The 17,531-nt window shown below is 70.5% G+C and carries 11 protein-coding genes, 1 tRNA gene and 1 pseudogene; 6 read left to right on the top strand and 7 right to left on the bottom strand.

Features of this window, described 5'->3' with window-relative positions; all coding sequences use genetic code 11:
• Window positions 1-121 precede the first annotated feature (121 nt).
• Both Manayef4_RS09715 and Manayef4_RS09720 read left to right on the top strand, forming a co-directional pair.
• On the top strand, window positions 122-637 hold the full coding sequence (locus tag Manayef4_RS09715) for an HNH endonuclease (RefSeq protein WP_011435599.1): 516 nt from the start codon (window positions 122-124) through the stop codon (window positions 635-637).
• 129 nt (window positions 638-766) lie between these two features.
• Complete coding sequence (locus tag Manayef4_RS09720; RefSeq protein WP_070131381.1) at window positions 767-2,299, top strand: SDR family oxidoreductase; 1,533 nt, start codon at window positions 767-769, stop codon at window positions 2,297-2,299.
• A 62-nt stretch (window positions 2,300-2,361) separates the two neighbouring features.
• Here Manayef4_RS09720 and Manayef4_RS09725 read toward each other — a convergent pair whose 3' ends face one another.
• A complete protein-coding gene (locus Manayef4_RS09725; protein ID WP_070131382.1) occupies window positions 2,362-4,503 on the bottom strand; it encodes a SpoIIE family protein phosphatase in 2,142 nt (713 codons plus the stop codon).
• Between the two features lie 397 nt (window positions 4,504-4,900).
• Here Manayef4_RS09725 and Manayef4_RS09730 point away from each other — a divergent pair, with 397 nt between their 5' ends.
• Both Manayef4_RS09730 and Manayef4_RS09735 read left to right on the top strand, forming a co-directional pair.
• Window positions 4,901-6,805, top strand: coding sequence for a glycoside hydrolase family 13 protein (locus Manayef4_RS09730; RefSeq protein ID WP_175443359.1), 1,905 nt, complete (start codon window positions 4,901-4,903; stop codon window positions 6,803-6,805).
• 33 nt (window positions 6,806-6,838) lie between these two features.
• Window positions 6,839-7,261 carry a globin gene (locus Manayef4_RS09735; protein ID WP_070131383.1) on the top strand — a complete coding sequence of 141 codons (423 nt, stop codon included), beginning with the start codon at window positions 6,839-6,841 and terminating at the stop codon, window positions 7,259-7,261.
• Between the two features lie 41 nt (window positions 7,262-7,302).
• Here Manayef4_RS09735 and ettA read toward each other — a convergent pair whose 3' ends face one another.
• Window positions 7,303-8,985, bottom strand: a complete 1,683-nt coding sequence (ettA, locus tag Manayef4_RS09740) for an energy-dependent translational throttle protein EttA (protein WP_070131384.1) — start codon at window positions 8,983-8,985, stop codon at window positions 7,303-7,305.
• Between the two features lie 258 nt (window positions 8,986-9,243).
• Between ettA and Manayef4_RS09745 the strand changes: the two genes are divergently transcribed.
• Window positions 9,244-10,683, top strand: coding sequence for a DUF1254 domain-containing protein (locus tag Manayef4_RS09745; protein ID WP_070131385.1), 1,440 nt, complete (start codon window positions 9,244-9,246; stop codon window positions 10,681-10,683).
• Here the strand turns inward: Manayef4_RS09745 and Manayef4_RS09750 are convergent.
• Together Manayef4_RS09750 and Manayef4_RS22795 are read right to left on the bottom strand one after the other, a co-directional pair.
• Window positions 10,661-13,156, bottom strand: coding sequence for a glycosyltransferase family 39 protein (locus Manayef4_RS09750; RefSeq protein WP_254665561.1), 2,496 nt, complete (start codon window positions 13,154-13,156; stop codon window positions 10,661-10,663). The genes Manayef4_RS09745 and Manayef4_RS09750 overlap by 23 nt on opposite strands.
• An 11-nt stretch (window positions 13,157-13,167) precedes the next feature.
• A complete protein-coding gene (locus Manayef4_RS22795) occupies window positions 13,168-13,845 on the bottom strand; it encodes a single-stranded DNA-binding protein (protein ID WP_011435591.1) in 678 nt (225 codons plus the stop codon).
• Between the two features lie 352 nt (window positions 13,846-14,197).
• Here Manayef4_RS22795 and Manayef4_RS09760 point away from each other — a divergent pair.
• Window positions 14,198-14,270, top strand: a tRNA-Arg gene (locus tag Manayef4_RS09760).
• A gap of 107 nt (window positions 14,271-14,377) precedes the next feature.
• Here Manayef4_RS09760 and Manayef4_RS09765 read toward each other — a convergent pair.
• The 3 genes and pseudogenes from Manayef4_RS09765 to Manayef4_RS09775 all read right to left on the bottom strand — a co-directional run.
• The gene (locus Manayef4_RS09765) at window positions 14,378-15,646 is read right to left on the bottom strand and encodes a site-specific integrase (protein ID WP_070131386.1); all 1,269 of its coding nucleotides are present in this window, start codon (window positions 15,644-15,646) and stop codon (window positions 14,378-14,380) included.
• Between the two features lie 248 nt (window positions 15,647-15,894).
• Window positions 15,895-16,194: a hypothetical protein gene (locus Manayef4_RS09770; protein ID WP_011435589.1), complete on the bottom strand. Its 300-nt coding sequence runs from the start codon at window positions 16,192-16,194 to the stop codon at window positions 15,895-15,897.
• A 14-nt stretch (window positions 16,195-16,208) separates the two neighbouring features.
• Window positions 16,209-17,480, bottom strand: a pseudogene (locus Manayef4_RS09775) (FtsK/SpoIIIE domain-containing protein); the annotation flags it as partial.
• Between the last annotated feature and the right edge of the window lie 51 nt (window positions 17,481-17,531).

Below are 17,531 nucleotides of genomic sequence, written 5' to 3' on the forward strand. Positions count from 1 at the left end.
AGGCGATGACCATGCAAACAGGCTCGCGTTCTGCCGCGGAAGAAGGTTGACTATCCATTGTCACCGGAGACGCTGGGCAGAACGGCCCGCAAAGGGCCCTCGGTGGGCAGGAGGTCGGCGCGTGGCAGAGGCGCTGGTTCTCAATGCCACGTACGAGCCTCTGTGYGTGGTGTCGCAAAGGCGCGCGCTGGTGCTGGTCCTGACCGACAAGGCCGTCATGGTCGAATCGGCCGGGCAGGTTCTTCGGTCCGCGACGGCATCCATCGATGTCCCGATCGTGGTCCGGTTAGCGCGTTTCGTCCGGGTGCCGTACCGCTCGCAGGTCCCGCTAACCCGTAAGGGTGTGCTGGCCCGCGACCATCATCGCTGCGTGTACTGCAATGCTCCGGCAACATCACTGGATCATGTCATTCCACGCTCCCGTGGGGGCCCGCATGCGTGGGAGAACGTCGTGGCGGCCTGTGGCCGCTGCAACCATCTGAAAGCCGACCGGGCCGTCGCTGATCTCGGCTGGCGGCTCCGCACGGCGCCACGGGCGCCGAGCGGAGCCGCTTGGCGCATTCTGGGCTCCCGTCGGATGGATCCACGCTGGTCGGCCTACCTGAGTACCGACGTGACCGAGGCCGCCTCGGCCTGACGGCGCCCGCCCGGGGCGTCCCTGCCCGCCCGGGGCGTTCCCCGCCTGTTCGAGGCGTTCCCCGGCACGGCGACGGCGGATCGGCCGGGTGCCAGGGTACGGCGGGGCCTACCGGGGCAGGTAACCAGCGTGCGCATCCTCGTCACCGGGGCGACCGGGTACATCGGCGGCCGGCTGGCTCCCCGCCTGCTCGACCGTGGCCACCACGTCCGGGTCATGACCCGGGATCCCGTCCGGCTGCGGGACATCCCGTGGGCCGTCCGGGCGGAGGTCGTCCGCGCCGACGCCCGGGATCCGGAGTCGTTGCGGTCCGCACTCGACGGGATCGAGGTCGCCTACTACCTCATCCACTCGATCGACAGTGGTGGTGACTTCTCCGCGGTCGACCGGCGGGCGGCGAACGCCTTCGCCGCCGCGGCCCGGGCGGCCGATGTCCGCAGGATCGTCTACCTCGGCGGGCTGGGCCCGGCGACGACGGGTGGCACGTCCGCCCATCTGAGCTCCCGCCAGGAGGTCGGGAGGATCCTGCTCGGCTCGGGGGTTCCGACGATCGTGCTGCGTGCGGCGGTCGTCATCGGCAGCGGCAGCGCCTCGTTCGAGATGYTGCGCTACCTGACGGAGCGCCTGCCGGTGATGCTGACGCCGCGCTGGGTGCGGACCAGGATCCAGCCAATCGCCGTCCGGGACGTGCTGCACTATCTGATCGGCGCTCTGGACGTCCCCGACGACGTCGAGGGCACCTTCGACGTGGGCGGCCYGGACATCCTGACCTATGCGGAGATGATGCAGCGCTTCGCCGCCATCGAGGGGCTGCGGCGCCGGATCATCGTCCCGGTTCCGATCCTGTCCCCCGAACTGTCCTCGCTGTGGGTCGGGCTCGTCACCCCGGTGCCGGGCGGCATCGCGAGGCCGCTCATCCGTTCCTTGCGCAACGAGGTGGTGGTCCACGACCACCAGGTCGCCCGCTGGATCCCCGATCCTGCCGAGGGACTRCTGCCCTTCGACGCCGCGGTGGCCCTCGCGCTGGCCCGGGTGCGGGCGCGTTCGRTGAAGACCCGATGGTCGACGGCGGTGTGGCCGGGTTCGGGAGGCGCATCGGACGACGGGGACGGCGCCGGTGCCACGCACCCCCCGAACGAGCCCCTGCCGACCGACCCGCAGTGGGCCGGGGGATCCCTCTACGTCGACGAGCGCAGCATGGCCGTGGCGGCGCCGCCGGCCTGTCTGTGGCACGTCATCGAGGGCATCGGGGGCGACAACGGCTGGTACTCGTGGCCCCTGGCCTGGTCCGCCCGCGGCTGGCTGGACACCGCCCTCGGTGGCGTCGGTCTGCGCCGGGGTCGGCGTGATCCGCAGCGGGTGCACGTCGGGGAGGCGCTGGACTTCTGGCGGGTCGAGGAGATCGAACCGGGCCACCTRCTCCGGCTGCGTGCCGAGATGAAGCTGCCTGGCGAGGCATGGCTGGAACTACGCTCGATGGTGGACTCCGAGGGCACCACGACCTACTCGCAGCGCGCGAGTTTCCTGCCCCRCGGACTTCCCGGGCAGCTCTACTGGTGGTCGGTCAGCCCGTTCCACGCGGCCGTCTTCGGTGGAATGCTGCGCAACATCGTGCGCAAGGCCGAGGACGAATGGGCCGCCCGCGCCGTCGCCACCGCCTGATCACGCGGCCTTGGCCCGGCTCGTCAGGTGGCCCGGCCCGTCAGGTGGCCCGGCCCCGGATGCTATCCCCAGCACCGGCCCTGGATCGGCGGGTCGAGAGGAGGCTTCCGGGACGGGCCCGCCGAGGGAGACGGATCGGGTCCAACGATCGGTCTCGTCGGGCCGGCAGCACCCGGCTCCTGGTCGGGTATCTCGATGTCGAACCAGACACGCTTGCCCCCGGGGGTCATCTCCACGCCCCAGGCCAGCGCCAGCGCCTCGACCAGCAGCAGGCCCCACCCCGACTCGGGCTCGGGTTTGTTCTCCGCGGCCGCGCCGGGCCGGGGCAGACGCGCGCCTTCCCGGTCCTCGACACTGATCCGCAGCCGACCGGGTTCCATCGACGCCCGCAGTACCAGATCACTGCGGGCGTGCAGCACCGCGTTCGTCACCACCTCGCTGACCAGCAGCGTCGCGTCCTCGACGGAGGTGATCCCGCATTCGGCGAGGACCGAACGCATCGCTGTCCGGGCCTCGCCTGCCGACGCGGCCACCGCGGGCAACGCGAGTTCGAGCAATGGCGGGTTCACGGCCTGCGTGGTGAGCACCACCATGGCGGTGTCGTCGTCGGTCCGGGCCGGGAGATCGGCGGCGATCAGGCACCGTTCGAGCAGCGTGCGGGCGGTCTCCTCGACGGGGCCCTCGCCGGGGCCGTTGACGGTGTCCGGACCGAACCAGCTACGCGCCGCGAAGTTCACCCTGCGCGCCCGGCGCCGCCGGTCCGCCCAGGAGCGGCGTTCCGGCACCCCGGGGGGTGGGCCGAGCGACGGGCCGGGGGCCCGCCGATCCGTCCCCGCCTTCCCGGTCCGTTCCGCCTTCTCGGTCCGTTCCGCCTTCTCGGTCCGTTCCGCGCTCATGCCCTCGCCCTCGCCTCCGGCCGCCACGTCGGCACCCGCTGCGACTTCGACCGCCTCGAGGCCTACCGCGGCAGCCCGGGCCCGCTGTGTGGTAAGACCGCGTCGAAGATTGTCCAGGCCGTCCACGAGCGGTCGGCGTCGCGACTCCACCAGGCCGTCGGTGAACATCACCAACGCCGATCCGGGTGGAAGCGCGACGGTCGTCTCGCTGAACATCGCCCCCTCGCAGACTCCCAGCGGGAGCCCGGGGTCGAGCACCAGATAGTCGGGGTCCTCGTCGGGAAGGATCACCAACGGCGCGAGATGGCCGGCACTCGCGATCGTCGCCCGGCCGGTGTTCCGGTCATAGACGGCGTACATACAGGTCGCGAGCTGGAGACCGGGCAGCAGGCCGACGACCCGGTCGAGCCGGGTCAGCACCTCGACGGGGCTCCAATCCTCCAGGGCGTAGGCGCGCAGCGCCGCCCGCAGCTGGCCCATCACCGCCGCGGCATGCAGGCCGCGGCCCATCACGTCACCGATGGCCACCCCGACCCGTCCCCCGGCGAGCGGTATGACATCGTAGAGATCGCCTCCCACCTCCGTGCCTGCCGTCCCCGGCCGGTACTCCATCGCGATCTCGACCCCGTCGAGTGCGGGGGGATGCGCCGGCAGGAGCGACCGTTGCAGGGTCAGCGCGGACTCCTGTGCCTCGCGGAAGCGTTGTGCGTTCTCCAGCGCGACGGCCCCCCGCCGGGCGAAGTCCTCCAGCAGGTTCACCTCCGCTCCGGAGTAGAAGCCGGTGCTGYGCCCGACGGTGATCGCGCCGAGGATCCGGCCGTGCGCCGGCAACGGGACGGTGACGGTTGGACCGCTCTGGATCCGGCGGAACTGCTGGTAGGCGAGCTCGTACGGGAACAGCGGCACCGGGCGCAGCTCGTCGAAGTCCGGCAGACAGTACGTCTGGCCCTCACGCATGACGACGCCCGGCGGGAATTCGTCCGCGAGCTGGGGCGGCCGCGTGGCGACAATCGCCCRCATAATCTTGYCGACTTTCGGGTCGTGGAAGACCGAGGCACCGAGCCTGACCTGGTCACCCTCGCGCAGCCACACCAGGGCGCCCGTGCCGAGGCGGGGCACGGCGAGTCCGGCGATCAGATCGACGACCCGATCGGGGTCGAGGGAGGTGCCGAGGACGAGACCGGCATCGGCCAGGAAGGACGGATCGGAGCCGCCCGATCCGTCGTCATGGYCCCCCCGAGCACCGTGACACAGCGCGCGGACGGCCTCCCGCGCGGCCCGCAGACCTGCGGACGCCGACCGCCGCACCTGATCGGACCTCCGCGACTCACTGACGAACCCTGATATACCGGGCGCTTGGGGCGAACTCCCGGTGGATGGTTCCGACGTCACGGGCACACCATCACATCCCCGACCGAATCCGATTCCCGGTACCGCTCCGTAACAGCCAGTCACCCGGTCCATCTGCGGAAGTCTAGTTCGGATATCGGATATCACGCATCGGGGGAACGTCGACCCGAGCCGCAACCAGCACCCCATCGCCCTACCTTCGCCCCCACCGACCGAGTTTGATGCTGGACAGGCATCGCCCGACCGAGGAACACGCGCTCCGCCGCGCCGTCCCGACGCGGCGGAGCGGTCCCTGGATAGGCGCACAACAGGGAGCATCTGTCCTAAAAGGACCAGAAAAGCCAGAAGGAGCCAGATGAGGACACATCATTCTGTTGAGGGCCACTCCACAAAGGCACCCTCATCTACCAAGAGAGATAAAATATCTTATTTCTGCCCTCGATCTAGTGTCCAGCGCGGCCACCGAAGCGACGCGGGCGAGGGCAATGAGAACACCGAGGGGAACGAGGGCGCCGAGGCCAGCAAGGACAACAGCGCGGGAGCCGGCGACGCCGGGGAACTGGATCGCCCGAATGGCGCCGACGGCCGGRGGCGGTCGCCCGGCCAGGACGGGACGTGGTGGCGCCGGGCCGTCCTGTACGAGGTGTACCTTCGCAGTTTCGCCGATTCCGATGGCGACGGGATCGGCGATCTGGAGGGGCTACGGCGGCATCTGCCCGTGCTGGCGGAACTCGGCGTCGACGCGATCTGGATCACGCCCTTCTACTCGTCCCCCATGGCCGATCACGGGTACGACGTCGCCGACCATCGCGGCGTGGATCCGCTCTTCGGTGACCTCGCGGACCTCGACGCCGTGCTCGCCGACGCCGCCGAGACCGGGCTCGCCGTGCTGATCGATCTCGTGCCGAACCACTCGAGCTCGGCGCATCCGGCGTTCCAGGCGGCGCTCGCGTCCGCGCCGGGCAGTCCCGAGCGGGGGCTCTACATCTTCCGCGACGGCCGAGGCCCCGGCGGCGAGCAGCCTCCGAACAACTGGGAATCGGTGTTCGGTGGATCGGCCTGGACGCGGGTGGCGGACGGCCAGTGGTACCTGCACCTGTTCGACGCCGAGCAGCCCGACTGGAACTGGGATCATCCCGCCGTCCGCGCGGACCATGCCGCGACGCTGCGGTTCTGGCTCGATCGAGGGGTCGACGGGTTCCGGATCGACGTGACCCACGGGCTGGTGAAGGACACCGAGCTACGGGACAACCCGCCCGGCGCCCGGTTGGCTCCGGACAGCGGGTTCCGCGAGGAGCACGAGCCCCGGGTCTGGGACCAGGACGGGGTGCACGAGATCTACCGCGAGTGGCGCGCGATCACCGACGAGTACACCGCCCGCGACGGGCGTCCCAGGGTCCTGATCGGGGAGACCTGGGTGCGCGACCCGGCCCGGCTCGCCCGCTACGTGCGACCGGACGAGCTGCACCTGACGTTCTCGTTCTCCCTGCTGAGCATCCCCTGGTCGGCGGCGGCCTGGCGGGCCGCCATCGACGCCGAACGCGCCGCGCTGACGGCGGTCGGCGCGCCGGGCACCTGGGTGCTCGCCAACCACGACGTGGTGCGGCCGGCGACCCGTTACGGCGGCGGTCCCACGGGGACCCGCCGCGCGCGCGCCGCTCTGCTCACGCTGCTCGCGCTGCCCGGCACCGCGGTGCTGTACCAGGGCGACGAGCTGGCGCTGCCGCAGGCCGAGGTGCCGCCTGCCGCCCGTCGCGACCCGATCTGGACGCGGTCCGGGGGGACGTCGCCGGGCCGGGACGGCGCCCGGATCCCCCTGCCGTGGTCGGGGGACGCGCCCCCCTACGGATTCACCTCGGCCGGCGCCGACCCGTGGTTGCCGCAACCCGCCGACTGGGCGGACCTCGCGGTCCTCGCGCAGGCGGCCGACCCGATGTCGACCTGGCTGCTTGTGCGCAGCGCGCTCGCCCTGCGCCGCGCCCTCCCCCACCTGCGTGGCGACGACCTGCGCTGGCGGAACGACTCCCCGGCCGGATGCCTGGCCTTCGACCGCCCCGCGCCGRCAGGCTCGTCGGTGCCCCCGACCCCGCCCACCTCGGTGGGGTCGGCCAGTATGACATGCGTGACGACGACCGAGGGGGAGGCGACGATTCCGCTGCCCGGACGGCTGGTGCTCGCCAGCGGACCGGTGGGGTACGACGGCGCGACCCTGACGCTGCCCCCCGACACGACGGCGTGGATCGCACCCCGCGACGGCTGAGAACACCCGTCGCCCGGATCGGACCGCACCGTCGTGCCGCAGAATGGACGGGTGAACCAGTCTCCTCCGCGCACTCTCCCGATCAGCTCCTTCTACGACGCCGCCGGCGGCGAACCGACGTTCCGGAAGCTGGTCGCCCGGTTCTACCAGGGTGTGGCGAACGATCCGGTACTGCGCCCGCTCTACCCGGAAGAGGATCTGACCGGCGCTGAGGAGCGCCTGCGCATGTTCCTCATCCAGTACTGGGGTGGCCCGACCGACTACCAGGAGCAGCGCGGGCATCCTCGGCTGCGGAGGCGGCACGCCCCGTTCGCGATCGGCCCGACGCAGCGGGACGCCTGGCTGAAGATCATGYGGGCCGCGGTCGACTCCCTGGACCTGCCGCCCGATCTCGACAGGCAGCTCTGGGACTATCTGTCGATGGCGGCGAATTCGCTGCAGAACCGACCCGACTGACCGCTCGGTGCCCGCGGGCACCGGCCGGCCCGGGTGCGCCCTCAGTCCCGGGTGAGCTTGCGGTGGGTGACGCGGTGCGGGCGGGCCGCCTCCTGCCCGAGACGGTCGATCTTGTTGGTCTCGTAGTCGGYGAAGTTCCCCTCGAACCAGAACCAGCGCGCCGGGTCCTCGTCGGTTCCTTCCCAGGCCAGGATGTGGGTGGCGACCCGGTCGAGGAACCAGCGGTCGTGGGAGATGACCACGGCGCAGCCGGCGAACTCCAGCAGCGCGTCCTCCAGGGAGCGCAGCGTCTCCACGTCGAGGTCGTTGGTGGGCTCGTCGAGAAGCAGGACGTTGCCGCCACGCTTGAGGGTGAGCGCGAGGTTCAGCCGGTTACGCTCCCCACCGGACAGCACACCGACGGGCTTCTGCTGGTCCGGCCCCTTGAACCCGAATGACGACACGTACGCCCGGCTCGGGAAGTCGACCTTGCCGACGACGATGTGGTCGAGGCCGTCGGAGACGACCTGCCAGACGTTCTTCTTCGGGTCCAGGCCCGAGCGGGTCTGGTCGACATAGGCGATGTCGACGGTGTCGCCGATGACGAGCTCTCCGGCGTCCGGCGCCTCCTGGCCGGTCAACATCTTGAACAGGGTCGTCTTACCGATGCCGTTGGGGCCGATCACGCCGATGATGCCGCCGCGCGGCAGGGTGAACGACAGGTTGTCGATGAGAAGCCGGTCATCGAAGCCCTTGGTGAGCCCCTTGGCCTCGATGACCTGGTTGCCGAGCCGGGGGCCGGGCGGGATCTGGATGTCCTCGAAGTCGCGCGGGCGCGCCCGGTCCGCCTCGGCGGCCAGCTCCTCGTAGCGGGCGAGACGCGACTTGCTCTTGGTCTGGCGGGCCTTCGGGTTGGACCGGACCCACTCGAGTTCCTGGGCGAGCACCCGGCGCCGCTTGGCGTCCTTCTGGCCTTCGACCTTCAGCCGGGCCGCCTTGTTCTCCAGGTAGGTGGTGTAGTTGCCCTCGTAGGGCAAGGCACGGCCCCGGTCGAGCTCGAGGATCCAGCCGGCGACGTTGTCCAGGAAGTACCGGTCGTGGGTGACGRCCAGCACGGCGCCCGCATAGCGGGCGAGGTGCTGCTCCAGCCAGGCGACGCTCTCGGCGTCGAGGTGGTTGGTCGGCTCGTCGAGCAGGAGTAGGTCGGGAGCCTCAAGCAGGAGCTTGCACAGCGCGACCCGGCGGCGCTCACCGCCGGAGAGCAGGGTGACGTCGGCATCGCCGGGCGGCAGCCGCAGCGCGTCCATGGCCTGGTCGAGCTGGCTGTCGAGCTCCCAGGCGTTCGCGGCCTCGATCTTGTCGATAAGCTCGGCCTGCTCGGCGAGGAGGGAGTCGAAGTCCGCGTCGGGCGCGGACATCTTCTCGTTGATCTCCTCGTAGCGGRCGAGCACCCGGCGGATCTCGCGCACGCCGTCCTCGACGTTGCCGCGGACGTCCTTGGTCTCGTCCAGCGGGGGTTCCTGGGCGAGCATGCCGACCGTGTAGCCGGGGCTCAGGGTCGCCTCGCCGTTACTCGGCTGATCGAGGCCGGCCATGATCTTGAGCAGGGACGACTTCCCCGCGCCGTTCGGGCCGACTACCCCGATCTTGGCTCCGGGGAGGAACGACAGGGTCACATCATCGAGGATGACCTTGTCGCCATGGGCCTTGCGCGCTTTGCGCATCTGGAAGACGTACTGCGCCATGCCATCAACCCTAGGGCATCGCGCCCGCGTTCCTCACAGCGGTGATCGGTGGCCCGTCGGCCGACGTCGGGGACCGGCGGATCATCGGATGCCGTCCGGCCCCCGGACGGCATCCGGTGGGTACCACACCACAAAGAAGGGCACGGACTGTGGAGGCGGCCACTGTGGGGGGCGACCACTGCGTGGGGGGCGACCACTGAAACGTGGGGGCGTGGAGGCGACCACTGAAACGGAGATGACGAGCACGGGGAGGACGGCATGCTCGCGAGTGACCATCGGCTCGGGCTGGCGGCCGAGGCGTTCATCTTCGGATATCCCCTGGTCAGCAACGTCCGGCTGAGCGTACGGACGGCGGCTGAGGGAATCGGGCCAATCCGGCCCGCCGGGTACAACGCCTTCGCTCACGAGACGGAACCGCCCGCGCCACTGTCCTGCTTCGTCAGCGTCGACAACGACGCCCTGTGCTCGGTGGCCGAGGTCGACCTCACGCCGGGTCCGCTGGTCCTGCGGATCCCCGACACGCCGGATCGTTACAGCGTTATGATCTTCATGGACGCCTGGCGGAACAACTTCGCCTACGTGGGACGGCGAACCACCGGCGGACGAGGTGGGCGCTATCTGCTCGTCCCGCCGGGCTGGACGGGCAGCGCGCCCGCGTCGCTGGCCCGCATCGAGGCACCGACCCGGCTGCTGACGCTGATCAACCGGTTCGGCTTCGACGGCCCGGCGGACATCGCGGCGGTGTCCCGGCTGCAGGAGGAACTGGACCTGAGCCCGCTGGATTCCGAGGCCCGCCGCGCGGAGGGACCGCCGGAACACTCGAAGAGGGTCTGTGACGACCTCCGGTTCTGGGAGGAGCTACGCATCTGGCTGCGCGCCTATCCTCCGTCGCGGGCCGAGGCCGAGTACGCCCGCCACTTCACCTCACTCGGGATCCTCGACGATCCTTCGCCGTACGTCGACCCCAACCCGGGCCTCGCCTGGTCCCTGCGCACCGGGCTGCGCGCCGGCCGCGACAAGCTCGAACGGGTGGCGCACGCCGGCCGGGCGCTGACGAACGGCTGGGTGAGCACCCCGCATGCCCTCGACTTCAACCTGGACCGACTCGGACCGGGCACGATCGACGATCCGGCCTGGCGGATAAGCGATCGGGCACAGGCCCGTCTCGCCCGGGCGATGGCCGCCCGACTGCCGCGGGGTGCGACACACGGCTATGAGGAGATCCAGGCGAGCCGTGCCATCGACACGGACGGCCGCCAGCTGAGCGGGGCCCACCGGTACCTGCTGGAGCTGGTGCCGCCGCCGCAGGCCGCGTTCTGGTCGCTGACGATGTACGACGCGCCCGAGTACTACCTCGTCGAGAATCCCCTGCACCGGTATTCCCTGCGGAGCGGCGACCACGATCTGCGCCGCGGTCCGGACGGCTCGGTGCGCATCCTGCTCCAGAGTGATCCCCCGGAGGACGGCGGGCCGCTTGACAACTGGCTGCCCGCGGCGGTCGGCGATTTCCGGCCCGTCCTACGGATCTACGAGCCGGGGGCCGACGTCCTCGACGGAACGTACGTGCTCCCTCCCATCCGCCGCATCGACCGATCACCGGGCCAGCCGATCATCAGGACGACCGTTCACCGGGGCGTCGGGGCGCCGGGGCAGGCAGGTCACCCGGGCGGGCAGGTCAGCCTCGACGATCATCGATGATGATGCGCAGCGGCGGCCGACGTCCCTCGCCGACCTCATCGACCTCCCCGAGGGATCCGAGCACGGTGACCGGCGGGCCGGCAGCCGGYCGGGAACCGTCCGGCCGGGAACCGTCCCGTGCGGCCAGCCGCACGGGCAACACCTGCTGATCGAGGAAATGTTCCCGTCCGGAAGGGCTCGTCGCGTAGTAGGCCACGGTGATGGAGGTGCCCCGACCGTCCCGCACGGTGCTTGCCGACGGACGGCCGAGGGATCCGGAATGCACCCGGGACCGACCGGAGTCGTTGCGGTCAGTCACGATTCCGGTGCTGTCCATGCCGCCAGCGATGTTGGCAATACTGGTGATACTGATGACATCGGTGGTATCGAGGCCGTCCGCGTCGACGGTGAGGATCATCGAGGTGGGGATCCGCGGATGGACCGGAATCGACAGGCGGCGGACACCCTCGGTGAGCACGACGCGGGCGGAACGGGCGCCCGCGGGCGCGRCATCCACTCTCAGGGTCACCGCCACCCGCCTGCCGCTCCTGACCGCCAGCCGTTCGACCCGCGCGGTGGAGGGCGAGGCGGGTGAGCGGTCKTAGGCCGATGCCAGGCGGAGCAGATAGGCCGGGYGGTCCGCGTGGTCAGCGGCCACGATGAGATCGTCGACCCCCCGCGACACGGCGAACAGCACAGGATCTTCGAGCTTCGGCCCGTTCGCGGTCACCGGAGTGGGATGCCCGAGAAACGGCGGGTTCGCCGCGACGAACACGAGCGGATCGCCCGGCAGCCGGTCCAGCATCGCGCTGAGGTCACGGTCGTGCCCGGTGAGCGTGAGGTTGGCGCGCACCGCCCCGACCAGGACGACGGCCGTGAGCGCCAGGATGGCGGCGCCGGTCCCCGCGACGGCGATGAGCCCGAGTCTTCGCCCGCGGGCGAAGACGGCTTCGCCGGCCCTGACCAGGCCCTCCGCGCCGAGGTGGACGAGCGGGATGAGCACCGGGACCAGGTAGAAAGGGCCGACGTAGCGGATGCCGCCCCACAACTCGGCCGCGTTCCACGCGCCCCAGAAGCCGACGTATCCGCCCAGGAAGAGCAGCCCACCCGCACCCAGGAGCGCGGCGGGTGCGGACAGCTGCCGCCGAGCCGCCACGACGATCGCGCAGCCGGCCAGCACCACTCCCCCGCAGGCCCAGCCGCCGAACAGCCACAGGTGGTCGCCGACCGACCGCAGCCCTTCGAGCAAGCCGAAGTCGTGCCTGCCGTCGCCGGGATACAGCTTGCGCACCCCGAAGCCGAGCTTGTCGTCGGGTTCAAGGAGCGTGAACGGCAGCCGCAACGGGTCACCGGTGGCAGCGGCGTTGCTGAGCAGGACAAGCGCCACGGGCGCGGCGAGCCCGCAAAGCAGCCACCGGCCCAGCCAGCAGCGCCCGCCCGTGGAGGTCAGGAGCAGCCAGATCGCGAGCGGAGCCAGGAGCAGGACGACGTCATACGGCCGCACCGCCGCCGCCACGCCGAGGGCGAGGCCCGCGACGACCACCGGTGCCGCCCGTCGGCGGCGCCGTCCCCGCAACACCCCCAGAACGGTCACCTGCAGCAGCACCAGGGTCGGCAAGTAGCTCAGCACCATCGCGCTCTGCAGGATCACCAGCGGGGAGAGGGCGAGCAGGGTCGCCGCCAACGCCGCGGTCCGCCGGCTACCGAACAGCTCGACGCCCAGCAGGTAGGTGACGACGACCGCCGCCATGACGATCATTGCAAGCGCCGGATCGATGCTTCCCGTCAGCACGATGYCGATTGCGAAGATCGCGGGTACGAAGGGCGTGTACTTCAACACGTAGTGATCGCCGACAACGGTTCCCAGCCACGGCAGGTAGGACCGTGCCGGGTCCGGGGCGGGCGGGAACAGGCGGCCCTCGGCGAGGGTCCTGGCATGCAGGAGGTAGATGCCCTCGTCGTTGTTGACCGACAGGAACGGGAACACGGTGTGCCGGAGGACGACGGCGACCGCCGCGCTCAGAACGGCGAGCACCATCACGTACCGAGCGGGCCCCGAGATGCTCGCGAGACGAACGCGCAGCCGCTGGACGGGAGTCCGCCGACCGCGAGCGGCGTCGGAGGCCGGCGGCCCGGCCGGCGGTTGTTCTCCGTCCGGCCGGGACCGCGGCGTGTCGTTCCGGGGCTCGGCGTCACCCCCGAGCCCAGTGTTACCCCCGAGCCCAGTGTTACCCCTGGGCACGGCGTCACCCCTGGGCGCGGCGACGACCACCGATCCGGGTGTCCCGTGCGCAAGGCCGCTCTCCAAGCCGGGACTCACGACAACCTGCGCATCGATGACGTCGAAGGGCGCCTGCGGCTCTGTCCCGGGTTCGACGGAGACAGGCCCCGTCTGCCCCATCTCGTGCCGGCTGCTCATCCACGGCACGGTACCCAGCGCCCTCGGCCGCAGCGGACGCAGGTCGGTCCGACTCGCCCTCCAGGTCCCCACCATCGGCTGGACGGTCAGGACAGGTCATGGGAGGAGGGAAACGACTGCCAGGGGGAATCGCCGACCGTCACCGCGGACGGGCGCGGTTCGCCGGGCGCCGCACCCGCGCCCTGGAGCCGCCCGGAACCCTCCGGCGGTCCCTCGGCCATCGACGCCATGGCCGTCGCGGCGGATGCCGCTCCGGCCGCATCCGCATCCGCATCCGCACCGGCGACCGGGAAGCCGGCCAGAGCGCCGTGCTCGGATCCCACCAGAGCGGATCCCACCAGAGCGGACGGATCACTGGGAACATCCGTCGCGGCCGCCGCCACCACCGCGGAGCCCGGGCGACGGGCAAGTCGCTCCGAGCGAGCCGCATGCCAGGTGAGCTCGGTTCCGACCGCATCCGCGTCGATCTCGTAGGTAACCCGCCGTTCCCCTTCGCCCGTCTCGAACGACCGCTGCCGCAGCCTGCCGTAGACGAGCGCGCGATCACCCCGGACGAGGCTGGCAGCGACGTTGTCCGCGAGCTGGCGCCAGCAGGAGACCCGCAGGAACAGCGTGGTTCCGTCGACCCAGCGGCTCTCGGAACGATCGAACCGGCGGGGCGTCGATGCGAGGCGGAAGGTGCATATCGACGCACCGTTGGCCGTCATCCGATGATCCGGATCGTCGACCAGGTTGCCGACAAGCGTGATGGTCGTCTCGAGCATGGCGTGCTCCTCGGGTCAGGGACGGATCCGCCGGGCTGGCCGCGAACGGCCTCTCCCACAGTGAGCCGTCACGGCGACTTCGGAAACCCTCGGTTGGTCGCCTGTGGATAACGAGGGTTCGCCCACAGGCCACGCATCCACGGACCMACGCGCACCGGCACGCCGACGCTCGGACCCCACGCCGGTCCGCGACGCATCCCGTCTGCCCACCTGCCACGGACGCCTCAGCGTCGTACCTCGGCCTTCCCAGGAGCTTGACCTTCCCAGGAGACGGCGCGTCCCCGCGTGTTCGATGCCTGGTCGAACCTTGCTACCCTGTTGTAGCTCCCCGGTGGGCCCATCCCCTGCAAGCGCGCCCGTAGCTCAGTGGATAGAGCGAGTGCCTTCTAAGCACCAGGTCGCAGGTTCGATCCCTGCCGGGCGCACTCGGGGATCAGGCTCGCATGCTGCGCCTTTTCGATCCCCTCGTCAGGCCTGCCGGGGGGCCGAGCCCCCCGACACCCCCACGTGCAGCAACCGGTGTAGCAACGAGTCAGGGTCGGGGCCCGGTCAGGTGGCCGTCGAGCCGGCCCAGAGCCCGCCGCTTCTCCCCCATCGAGGCGTGCGCGTAGATCGTCATCGTCACCTCGATCGCCGAGTGGCCCGCGATGTCACGGACGATGTGCGGCGGCACGCCCAAGTCCAGCAGAAGCGTCACGCATGTGTGCCTCAAACCGTGGAACACCACGGCGTCGAGCCCGGCCGCCTGCCGCAGCGGCATCCAGAACCGGCGCAGGTTGTCCGGTTCGATCGCCGTTCCGATCTTCGTGGTGAAGACGTGATCGGTCGTCACCCAGCGGTCGCCGGCCGCTTCCCGTTCCGTCTGCTGGAGCTTGCGATGCTCGGTGAGTGCGTCGGCCACCAGGCCCAGGAGCGACAGCGTGCGCTCCGAGTCCTCCGTCTTCGGCGGCAGCAGCCGCAGCTCCCCGCCGACCCGCTGGAGCGTGTGCCGAATCGTCAGCGTCTCCCGGTCGGTGTCGATGTCCGACCACTGGAGCCCGAGCAGCTCCCCGCGGCGCATCCCGAGGAACAGCGCCAGGACCAGCAGCGCATACAGCCGATTGCCGGCAGCTTCATCGAGAAGCCGGTGTGCCTGCTCGACGGTCAGACCCCGGTCGACGTTGTAACGAGGGGTCGAGACCTGGACGAGCTTCGCCACGTTCCGTCGGATCAGTTCCTCGCGCACCGCCGCCTGGAGCGCGTTGCGGAGCACGGCATGCACGACCTGAACCTGACGCTTCGATGGACGGCGGTTGCAGCACTGGCCGACCGCGCAGCAGCGCCGTTCCTGTTCCGGCCGCGCCTTGTCCCTGCCCATTTCGCAGCACCGGCAGGTGGTTTCCGTCCGCCGGATGAACTGCCGGACGTCCGCACCGCTCAGCCTGTTCAGCCGCTTCTTCCCGAGCCCCGGGATGAGGTACAGCCGAACCGCCTTCTCATAGGTGACATAGGTGTTCGGCTGACGGTTCGGCTTCACCGTCTGCGCGAGCCAGACCGTCAGGAAGCGTTCGACGGTCCATCCGGTGGCGTCCGCCGGAATGCCCTGATCCGAGTTGGCCTGAAGCTCCGTGAGCTTGCCGCGGACGATCTCTTCCGACTTGCCGTAGACCGGCCGCCGCTTGGTCGTCCCGTCAGGCATCAGGACGTAGGCCGCGCCGACCCACAGGCCGTCTCCGCGCTGGTAGATGGAGCCCTGGCCGTTGGCGCGCTTCCTGCGCTCCTTGCGCCGGCCGTTCGACGAGCCGGGGGTGGTACTGGGCATGGGTGACTTCTCCTTGCCGGAAGAACGGGACAGGTTCACGCCGGCCGCGGGCGACGTTGCCCGGTTCCGGTGGCGTTCCGTTCTCTGGCGTTGGAATGGTCTGCCGGGGCGCCGGCCGCGTCCAGGGCGCCTACGGCGTCGCTACGCGATCGGCCTTCGGCCGACCCTGGACCCGTCCGACACCCTGACAGCTTGAAACGCCACCAGAGAACGGAAGAAAAATGTGGTTAGARCAGGCAGGACTGCCGTTACGGACGGCTGATGTTCGCCGCCGCCGGATCCGTCGATGGATTTCCGTTCGCCGGGACCATTGCCGGAAGTCCAGGCACCTGGCGGAACACGAGCACCGCGTTCACGTCGCCGTAGTGCTCGGTGAAGAAGGCATCCGCGGGAAGGTTCGCGAGGATCGCCGCCAGGTCGCCGACGTCCGCGCCGGGCCGGATCGTCAGCTCGTGGTCACCGGTGTTGGTCTTGTGGGTCGCGACGAGCGGGGAGTCTCCGCCGGGGGTGCGCCACGCGCCGAAGTTGCCAGACGAGAAGATGTTCACAGGACTTCTCTCCTTTCCCGGAGCGGCAACACCTCCTTACGCGGGTCCTGCACCGCCGCCACCACCACAACCCCGGGCGCCCGACCCTGGGAAAGCAGCAGCGGCAACGCCGCCCCGATCCGCTTCTTCACCTCCCGGTCGGTCACATACGCCGTCAGGGAAGCGATCTCATCGACCACCACGACGATCAGCGGCTCACCGACCGTCGGGACGTGCAGCCGGGTGGTTCCCGCGAGCCGGAAGGTCCGGTCCCGCATGACGCTCACCGCGTCGTCGAGGAGATCCGCGATCGCGTCGGTGTCGGTCGCGAACCGGGCGAACAGCGGCTCCCCGAACGCCAGTTCCATCCCGCCCTTCGGGTCGCACACCCACAGCTCCACCAGCCCCGCCCGCACCGCCGGACCGAGACCGCGGACGAGCGACCACAGCACCGAGCCCTTACCCGCCCCGGTCGCCCCCGCGACGAGCACGTGAGTTCCCCGGACCGGCAACGTCCAGGGACGGCCGTCCTCGCACCGTCCGACGGGCACCGCCGACAGCCCGGCGAGCAGCCGCGACGCACGCCCGCCACGGCGGACGAGAGCGGAGGGAACAGCTCCGGAAGGGTCAGAGCCGGCAGGGTCGGCGGAGTCGTCCGGATCGGTGGTGTCGTCCAGGTCCGGCGGAGTGACCGGCCGGGTCAGCGGATCCCGATGGTGGAAGGAGACCCGGACGAACCGAAACGTCTCCGCCCGCACCTGGCAGCGCCGAGCCCGGAACACGTGCCGCAAGGCTTCGGCCTGCTCCGCCCACTCCGCAGGGGTCTGCCCCGGCAGCAGCTCCACCCGCAGCACGTCCACCGACCGCGACGAACGGATCTTCCGAATCCGCGGGAAGTACTCGTCGAACGTCACCTGATCACCGGTCGACGTCGGCATGCGGATCGCCAGGTCGGTGTGCACCATCGCCGGCTTCCAGCGCCACCGGTAGACGAACGTCAGCCGCGCCCGTCCCCACACCCACCAGGCCACTGGMCCGAAGGACCGCGGATGCACCCGCCACCACGCGACCGCCACCAGGACCAAGGCCGCGACGAGCACGGCCAGGCCGACGAGCCCCACCCGGTTCACCACCAGAAGCAGGCCGACCACGAACGCCACGGCGACGCGGTGACGCCAGCAGCCCCGCAGCGCCAGCCACAGCAGCTTGCCGGCCACCGCCACCAGCAGCATCCACACCGGCACGCGCACCTTGTCGACCCGCGAGGGAACCCGCGGGAATCGCTGGTCACCGTTGATTCTGGACATGGCAATACCACCTGTTTTCGAGCGCACGAAACACAGACCGACGGGATTGAC

Source organism: Frankia sp. CgMI4 (genome assembly GCF_001756285.1).
Lineage (GTDB): Bacteria > Actinomycetota > Actinomycetes > Frankiales > Frankiaceae > Frankia > Frankia casuarinae.